This is a genomic window from Streptomyces sp. SID5785, from assembly GCF_009870065.1.
Lineage (GTDB): Bacteria > Actinomycetota > Actinomycetes > Streptomycetales > Streptomycetaceae > Streptomyces.
In genome coordinates this window covers 1-8,244 of sequence record NZ_WWIA01000781.1, presented here as the reverse complement: position 1 = coordinate 8,244, position 8,244 = coordinate 1, and the positions used below count along the sequence as shown (strand labels likewise).

Annotated in this window: 8 protein-coding genes; 3 read left to right on the top strand and 5 right to left on the bottom strand. The window is 71.4% G+C overall.

The window, feature by feature from the left end; translation table 11 throughout:
• From GTW43_RS25770 to GTW43_RS25755, 4 genes are all read right to left on the bottom strand, one after another.
• The coding region (locus GTW43_RS25770) for a TerD family protein (RefSeq protein ID WP_161304376.1) at positions 1–607 on the bottom strand (607 nt) is incomplete at its 3' end.
• An 11-nt stretch (positions 608–618) separates the two neighbouring features.
• Positions 619–1,197 carry a TerD family protein gene (locus tag GTW43_RS25765; protein WP_161304375.1) on the bottom strand — a complete coding sequence of 193 codons (579 nt, stop codon included), beginning with the start codon at positions 1,195–1,197 and terminating at the stop codon, positions 619–621.
• Positions 1,198–1,346: 149 nt separating this feature from the next.
• Positions 1,347–3,479 carry an excinuclease ABC subunit UvrB gene (uvrB, locus tag GTW43_RS25760; RefSeq protein WP_161304374.1) on the bottom strand — a complete coding sequence of 711 codons (2,133 nt, stop codon included), beginning with the start codon at positions 3,477–3,479 and terminating at the stop codon, positions 1,347–1,349.
• Between the two features lie 72 nt (positions 3,480–3,551).
• A complete protein-coding gene (locus GTW43_RS25755) occupies positions 3,552–4,403 on the bottom strand; it encodes an MHYT domain-containing protein (protein WP_161304373.1) in 852 nt (283 codons plus the stop codon).
• A gap of 324 nt (positions 4,404–4,727) precedes the next feature.
• Between GTW43_RS25755 and GTW43_RS25750 the strand changes: the two genes are divergently transcribed.
• From GTW43_RS25750 to GTW43_RS25740, 3 genes are all read left to right on the top strand, one after another.
• Positions 4,728–5,561, top strand: coding sequence for a glycerophosphodiester phosphodiesterase family protein (locus GTW43_RS25750; protein WP_343246116.1), 834 nt, complete (start codon positions 4,728–4,730; stop codon positions 5,559–5,561).
• Positions 5,562–5,652: 91 nt separating this feature from the next.
• Complete coding sequence (locus GTW43_RS25745; RefSeq protein WP_161304372.1) at positions 5,653–6,225, top strand: methylated-DNA--[protein]-cysteine S-methyltransferase; 573 nt, start codon at positions 5,653–5,655, stop codon at positions 6,223–6,225.
• A gap of 240 nt (positions 6,226–6,465) precedes the next feature.
• Positions 6,466–7,806 (top strand): MFS transporter, encoded by a 1,341-nt coding sequence (locus GTW43_RS25740; protein WP_343246115.1) that lies wholly within the window; start codon positions 6,466–6,468, stop codon positions 7,804–7,806.
• Between the two features lie 7 nt (positions 7,807–7,813).
• On the opposite strand, the gene GTW43_RS25735 is transcribed toward GTW43_RS25740, so the two are convergent.
• The gene (locus GTW43_RS25735) at positions 7,814–8,194 is read right to left on the bottom strand and encodes a cupin domain-containing protein (protein ID WP_161304371.1); all 381 of its coding nucleotides are present in this window, start codon (positions 8,192–8,194) and stop codon (positions 7,814–7,816) included.
• Positions 8,195–8,244: the final 50 nt, after the last annotated feature.

The following is an 8,244-nucleotide window of genomic DNA, read 5'->3' as shown; positions in this document are numbered from 1 at the left end:
TCTGGCGCACCTGGGTCGCATCGCCCGCGCGCGGTGGTGGCGCGACCGCCCGCGCCTGGCCCTGCGCGACGGCGTCGTGGACGGCGCCGGCCAGCACGGATGCCTCGGCGAGGCCCTGGTCGGCCAGGAGCGCCGCGAGCCCGCCCGCGTAGCCCTGGCCGATGGCCCGGACCTTCCAGGCGCCCGCGCGGCGGTAGAGCTCGACCGCGACGACCGCGGACTCGGTGTCCAGGTCGGTGATCGTGTAGCTCGCCTGCTCGGTGCCGTCGAGTCCCGTGACGGCGACGAACGGGGCAGCGAGGGCCCCGAAGCGGGCCGGTCCCCCGGTGCCGGACGGGAGGGCGAGCAGCACGGTGATGCGGTGCACGTCCGGTGGCATCGCGTCGAGGTCGACGGCGAGGCGGTGGTCCGCCGCCGCCTGGCGCGGGACCTCCAGGCCCGGCAGCGCGGGGGCGCCGGGGTGGACGACGCGCCCCGGGCCGGCCACGACGCCCCGGTCGTCGGCGAGCGTGGCGCCCGCGACGACCGGGTGCCCGGCCGACACCCGGATCTCCAGTCGGGTCTCGGTGAGCGGGTGGTTCTGCCCTCTCACCAGTTCGGCCGCCATCGCGGGACCCGCTACAGGGTGGGGAGGATCGCGGGCATCAGGTCCTGGAACGTACGGCCGTTGGCCGCCGCGCCCAGGGCCGTCATCTTCCAGCCCGCGCCCGCCCGGTGCACCTTGGCCATGATCTGGGCCGTGTACTGGCCACCGCCGTCCAGCGTGTAGCGCGCGAGCTCCTGGCCGTTCGTCTCGTCGACCAGGCGGCAGAACGCGTTCTGCACCTCCTGGAAGGTCTGGCCCGTGAACGAGTTGACCGTGAAGACGATCTGGTCGATGTGGACCGGGACGCGCTGCAGGTCGACGAGGATGGACTCGTCGTCCCCGCCCTGGCCGGCGCCGCCCACCAGGTTGTCCCCGGTGTGGCGCACCGAGCCGTCGTCGCTGACGAGGTGGCGGAAGAAGACCACGTCGACAGGCTGCTTGTCGGCGAAGAGCACCGCCGAGGCGTCCAGGTCGATCTCGCGGGTGCGCGAGCCGAACAGGCCGCGCCGCGGGGCCGCCTGCCACCCCAGCCCCATGCGCACCGCGCTGAGGGTGCCTCCGTCCTGCTTCTCCAGGCTGATGGCCTGACCCTTGGTCAAGTCGATGCCCACGCGCTGTCCCCTCTCGAACCGTCCCCTGTTGCCGCGGCCTGCGCTCGCGGTTGGTCCAAACCCTAGAGGGCGGCACCGACAGCGCCGCCACCGCGGGCGGGGTTTGTGTCGCTCTTGCAACACAGCGGCCCTCCCGCGGGGGCGGTGGGTCAGGCGATGCCCGCCTCCTTCATCTGCCGCAGTTCCTTCTTCATCTCCGACACCTCGTCGCGCAGCCGGGCCGCGATCTCGAACTGGAGGTCCGCGGCGGCGGCGCGCATGCGCTCGGTCATCTCCTCGATCTGCTCGGACAGCTCGGCCGCCGGGCGGTCGGTGGGCGTCGCGGGCTCGGACGTGCCGCGCTTCTTCTTGGCGGTCTCCTTGCCGAGCGCGGGCACGGGCGCCTTGAGCCCCTTCCCGTCCTTGGCGCTCTTGCGGTAGCCGCTGCCGAGGAGCTCCTCGGTGTCGACGTCCTCGCGCGCGATGGACGCGACGATGTCGTTGATCTTCTTGCGCAGGGGCTGGGGGTCGATCCCGTTCGCCGTGTTGTACGCGATCTGCTTCTCGCGGCGGCGGTTGGTCTCGTCGATGGCCTTCTCCATCGCCGGGGTGATCTTGTCCGCGTACATGTGGACCTGCCCCGAGACGTTGCGCGCGGCGCGGCCGATCGTCTGGATCAGGGACGTGCCCGAGCGCAGGAAGCCCTCCTTGTCGGCGTCCAGGATGGCCACGAGGGAGACCTCGGGCAGGTCGAGGCCCTCACGCAGCAGGTTGATGCCGACCAGGACGTCGTACTCCCCGGCGCGCAGCTCGCGCAGCAGCTCGACGCGGCGCAGGGTGTCGACGTCGCTGTGCAGATAGCGCACCTGGATGCCGAGCTCCAGGAAGTAGTCCGTGAGGTCCTCGGCCATCTTCTTGGTGAGCGTCGTGACGAGGACGCGCTCGTCCTTGTCGGTGCGCGTGCGGATCTCGTGCACCAGGTCGTCGATCTGTCCCTCGGTGGGCTTGACGACGACCTCCGGGTCGACGAGGCCGGTGGGGCGGATGATCTGCTCGACGTAGCCGTCCGAGCGGGCGAGCTCGTACTGGCCGGGCGTCGCCGACAGATAGACGGTCTGGCCGATGCGCTCCTGGAACTCCTCCCACTTCAGCGGGCGGTTGTCGAGCGCGGACGGCAGCCGGAAACCGTGGTCCACCAGGGTGCGCTTGCGGGAGGCGTCGCCCTCGTACATCGCGCCGATCTGCGGGACGGTGACGTGCGACTCGTCGATGACCAGCAGGAAGTCGTCCGGGAAGTAGTCCAGCAGGGTGTTCGGCGGGGAGCCGGGCTCGCGGCCGTCGAAGTGCATCGAATAGTTCTCCACGCCGGAGCAGGAGCCGATCTGGCGAAGCATCTCGAGGTCGTACGTGGTGCGCATGCGAAGGCGCTGGGCCTCCAGCATCTTGCCCTGCTTCTCCAGCTCGGTGAGGCGCTCGCCGAGCTCCTTCTCGATGTCGTTCGCCGCGCGCTCCAGGCGCTCGGGGCCCGCCACGTAGTGGGTCGCCGGGAAGATGTAGAGCGACTCGTCGTCGCTGATGACCTCGCCGGTGAGCGGGTGGAGGGTGGAGAGGGACTCGATCTCGTCGCCGAACATCTCGATGCGGACCGCGAGCTCCTCGTAGACGGGGAAGATCTCGACGGTGTCTCCGCGCACGCGGAAGGTGCCGCGCTGGAACGCCAGGTCGTTGCGCGTGTACTGGATGTCGACGAAGCGGCGCAGCAGGTCGTCGCGGTCGATCTCGTCGCCGACCTTCAGCGGGACCATGCGGTCCACGTACTCCTGCGGCGTGCCCAGGCCGTAGATGCAGGAGACGGAGGCGACCACCACCACGTCGCAGCGGGTCAGCAGCGAGTTCGTCGCCGAGTGGCGCAGGCGCTCCACCTCCTCGTTGATCGAGGAGTCCTTCTCGATGTAGGTGTCCGACTGCGGGACGTACGCCTCGGGCTGGTAGTAGTCGTAGTACGAGACGAAGTACTCGACCGCGTTGTTCGGCAGGAGCTCGCGGAACTCGTTGGCCAGCTGGGCGGCCAGGGTCTTGTTCGGCGCCATCACCAGGGTGGGGCGCTGCAGCTTCTCGATCATCCACGCCGTGGTGGCGGACTTGCCGGTGCCGGTCGCGCCGAGCAGGACCACATCCTTCTCACCTGCGCGGATGCGCTTCTCCAGCGCGGCGATGGCCGTGGGCTGGTCGCCGTTCGGCTGGTAGGGGCTGACGACCTCGAAAGGTGCCACCGTGCGTTCGATCTTGGATACGGGCCGCATGGGTTCCACCGTACGACCCCCCACTGACAACCGGGCCCGGTCCGCGTCCGTGCGGGCTGCGGCGCCGCGCGGTCAGCGGCGCTGCGGGCTGCCGGTGTGCTCCTGGTCGGCGGGCCGGCGGGGGCGCGGGATGTGCACGGCGGGGCGCCCCACCTGGTCGGCGGACTCCCTGGCGTCGCGCCAGTCGGGCCGGCCCATGACCATCATCGGGTCGACCATGACGACGACCCCGGCGAGCAGCAGGAAGCACAGGGGGCCGATCAGCATGGGGGCGAGGATGGAGGCCGCGGAGTCGCCCGTGGGGGTGCCGCCCGCGGAGGCGTGCACCTGGACGCTGACGCCCGCCATGCTCATGTAGTGCATGCCGGAGACGGCGAGCCCCATGACGAGGCTCGCGCCGAGGCTCCAGCGGATGCCGCGCACCTGGACGGCGGCCCACAGGGCGGCCGTGGCGGCCGCCATGGCGATCACCACGGAGGCGACCACGGTGAAGGTGTTGTACTGCAGCGTCCCGTGGAGCCGTATTCCGGCCATGCCGAGGTAGTGCATCGAGGCGACGCCCAGGCCGGTGACCGTGCCTCCGGTGAACAGGGCCGGCCCCGTGGCGCCCTTGTAGCCGACGATGAAGACGCCGACGCCCACCATGACGATGGCGACGCCGAGGCTCGCGAACGTCGTCGCCTTGTCGTAGTGGATGGGCACACCGTGGACGGTGAAGCCCATCATGGCGATGAAGTGCATCGTCCAGATGCCGGAGCCGATGGCGGCGGAGCCGAGGGCGAGCCAGCCGACCCGCCAGGTGTGCGCCACATGGAGGGATCTGGTGGTGCAGCGCAGGCCGAGCGCGCCCCCCAGACAGGCCATGAGAAAAGCCACAACCGGGGTGACGAGTCCGTAACTGAAGCCGTCAACCGTGCCCTGCATACAACGCAGCCCTTCCGCCCTTTTTGTTCCTACATGTCGTTCATGTTCCCCCTCTGCCAACGGCCACCAGGGTGACCGTGGTTGGGGCAGAGACTAAGACCAGCACAGGAACGTGCGAACGATTTTCCGGCAAAGACCTGCTGCTTCGACGGCGGGGTCGGTCGCAGTTGGGTAACTCCGTTCAACCGGTGACCATCCTGCGCCTGTTTGGCGTTGGTCCCACGGTGTCAGTCTCATGCGAGTCCGTGATGTCACGACGCATGAGGAGCAGACGTGTACGCACGCGCAGCAGCCGCACTCACCTCGGTGACGGGATCCCTCGTCATCGGCGTCCTGGTCCTGCCCGGCACCGCCCAGGCCGCCGCCGGACACGACAGGCAGGTGGTCGTCGCGCACCGGGGCGCCTCCGCATACGCCCCCGAGAACACCCTGGAAGCCGTCGACCAGGCCGACGACCTCGGAATCACCTGGGTCGAGAACGACGTGCAGCGCACCAAGGACGGCGCACTCGTCGTCATCCACGACACCACCCTGTCGCGCACCACGAACGTCGAGCAGGTGTTCCCCGACCGCGCCCCGTGGAACGTGAAGGACTTCACGGCGGCAGAGATCGCGAAGCTGGACGCGGGCAGCTGGAAGGGCGCCGAGTTCACCGGCGCGCGCATCCCGACGCTCCACCAGTACCTGGAGCGCGTCGAGCACAACCACCAGCGGCTGCTCATGGAGATCAAGTCGCCGGAGCTGTACCCCGGCATCGAGGACCAGATCCTCCGTCAGCTGGGCCGCGACGGCTGGCTGCGCCACAGTCGGGTCAAGCACCGGCTGATCGTCCAGAGCTTCAGCGCCGACAGCGTGAAGACCGTCCACCAGCGCCGGCCGGACATCAAGACCGGCTTCCTCGGCACGCCCGCCGTGGCGGAACTGCCCGCCTACGCGAAGTTCGCGGACCAGATCAATCCCTCGTACACGACGATCTCCGGCTCCTACGTCGATTCCGTGCACGCGCTCAAGGGACCGCACGGCAAGCCGCTCGAGGTCTTCACCTGGACCGTGAACGACGCGGCGACCGCGGAGCGGGTCGTCGGCTACGGGGTCGACGGGATCATCACGAACACCCCCGACGTGGTGCGCGACGCCGTGGGCGTGCTCGCCCGCTGACACCGGCTCCCGACCGCACTCCGGCCTGATCACGGGGCACCGGGGACCGCACGGCCGGGCATTGTCAGTGCCCGGCCGTACGGTGGTCGGCATGAACGCCACTGGGCAGGAGCAGAGCGGGCCGGACGACCGCGCACGGGTCGTGTGGGCCGTGGTGGGCAGCGACATCGGACCGCTGCTGCTCGCCGCGACGGACGAGGGGCTCGTGACCGTCGGCTTCCACGCCACCGACACCGTGCGGGACAAGGTGCTCGAGCGGCTCGCGGCCCGCTTCGGCTCCGCGCCCGTCGAGGCCCCGGACTCGTCTCGGCTCGCCGAGCCGAGACGGCAGCTCGCGGACTACTTCGCGGGGCGCCGCCACGACTTCGACCTGCCGCTCGACTGGTCGCTCAGCGCGGGGTTCAACCGTGAGGTGCTGCGCGAGCTGGCCACCGGTGTGCCGTACGGATCGGTCGTGGGCTACGGGGATCTGGCCCGCCGAGTCGGCCAGCCCGGCGCGGCGCAGGCGGTCGGCGCGGCCATGGGGTCGAATCCGCTGCCGGTCGTGGTGCCGTGCCACCGGGTCGTGGAGCGCGACGGGGGCATCGGCGGGTTCGGGGGCGGCCTCGAGACGAAGCGCAGGCTGCTCGCGCTCGAAGGGGTGTTGCCCGAGCCGCTGTTCTGAGAGGGTCCCCGGGGCGGGGCGGAGTGTGATCGGCGAGGTGGCGTGGGGGTGGGTGGATTGGGCGCGAGTGTGACGCCTGAGGGTGAAGGACCTGGGGGTGAGAGGCCTGCGGGGGCGGCGGGCGACGCCGGGGGGCGTGACGTCGCGCCGGGGCAGGTCGTGGCGGGTGACGTCGTGGCGAGCGGCAGCTCGGTGACGGCTGAGGCTGTGGTGAGTTCCCCCGCGGTGAGCCCCGCTGTCGTGAGTGGGCCGGTGGCCGACGTCGTGATGGCCGACTCCGCGGTCGCCGACTCCGGGGTCGCTGGCTCCGGGGTGAGTGAGGCCGGGGTGGCCGACTCCGGGGTGCGTGAGGCCGTCGCGAGTGAGGCCGTGCAGCGGCGCACTCAGCGGGTCCTGGTCGTGTCCCAGATACTCGGCGGGCTCGGCACGGCCACCGGAATCGCGCTGGCCGCCGTCCTCGCCAAAAAGGTGAGCGGCGACGAGGCGCTGTCCGGGCTCGCCTCGACCGCGAGCGTGGTGGGGACGGCGCTGCTGTCGATGCCGCTGGCCGCACTGATGAACGCGCGCGGGCGGCGGGCCGGGCTCGTCCTCGCCTACCTGGTCGGCGCGGCCGGCGCGGTCCTCACCGTCGTCGCCGCCACGCTCGGGAACTTCCCGCTGCTGCTCGTGGGCCTCGCCGGGTTCGGTGCCGCGTCCTCGGCCAATCTGCAGGCGCGCTACGCGGCGGCCGACCTCGCCCCGGCGGACCGGCGGGCCCGCTCCATCTCGACCGTGGTGTGGGCGACGACGATCGGCGCGGTCCTCGGGCCGAACATCGCGGCGCCCGCCGGCCGCAGCGTCACCGGGCTCGGCATACCCGAGGAGTCGGGACCGTTCGTGTGGGCGGCCGGGGTGTTCCTGGTCTCCGCGGTCATCGTGCACCTGCTGCTCAGACCCGACCCTCTGCTGACCGCCCGGGCCCTGGCCCCGGCGGAGGAGCAGGCGGCCGAGGCCCGTTCGCTGCGGGCGGGGATCGCGGCGGTGTCCGCGTCGCCGCGTGCCCGGCTCGCGCTCGTCGCGGTCGCCGTGTCGCACACGGCGATGGTCTCCGTCATGTCGATGACCCCCGTCGACCTGGAGCACCACGGCGCCGGGATCCAGCTGATCGGGCTCGTCATCAGTGGGCACATCGCCGGGATGTACGCGTTCTCGCCGGTGATGGGGCGGCTCGCGGACCGTTTCGGGAGGCTGAGCGTGATCGGGCTCGCCGTCGCGCTGCTGGCCTGCGCCGCGATGCTCGCGGGGACCGCCGGTGGCAGCCATGTGCGCAGCGCGGCCGGGCTGTTCGTGCTCGGGCTCGGCTGGTCGGCGGGGCTCGTCGCCGGGTCCGCGCTGCTGACGGACTCGGTGCCGCAGGCCGCGCGCGCCGCCGCGCAGGGCCTGTCGGACCTGACGACGAGCCTGGCCGCGGGGGTCGGCGGGGCCGCGGCCGGTCTCGTGGTGGCGACGGCGAGCTATGCGTGGCTGAACCTGGCGGCGGCCTGTCTGCTGGTGCCGCTCGGGGCGCTCGCGCTGTTCACGAGACGGGTCGGCCCAGCGTGATGACGAGTCAGCCCAGCGTGATGTGGTAGGCCTTCCGCAGCGTCTCGTGGACGGTCCAGGTCGTCCGGTCGCCCTCGCGCAGGACGGCGGCCGTGCCGGGGCCCAGTTCGAGAGTGTCGCCGCCTTCCACCTCGACGGTGGCGCGGCCGCTGACGACGACGAACAGTTCGTTCGCCTCCGTGTCGGTGACCACGCCCGGGGTGATCTGCCAGATGCCGCGGAGCTGCTTGCCGTCGGCTGACTCCCACAGCACCGTGCCGGTGACCTCCGGGGTGCCCGAGACGATCTGTGCCGGGTCGAGGGGCTCAGGCTCCAACGCGGCGTCGGGGACGTGGACGGCGAAAGAGGCGGGGGGTGCGGGGTGCGCGGGGGCGGGGTGGTCGTTCATGGGCGGCACCCTAGTTGGCCTGCGCCGTCTCCTTCACTGGACGTTCCGTA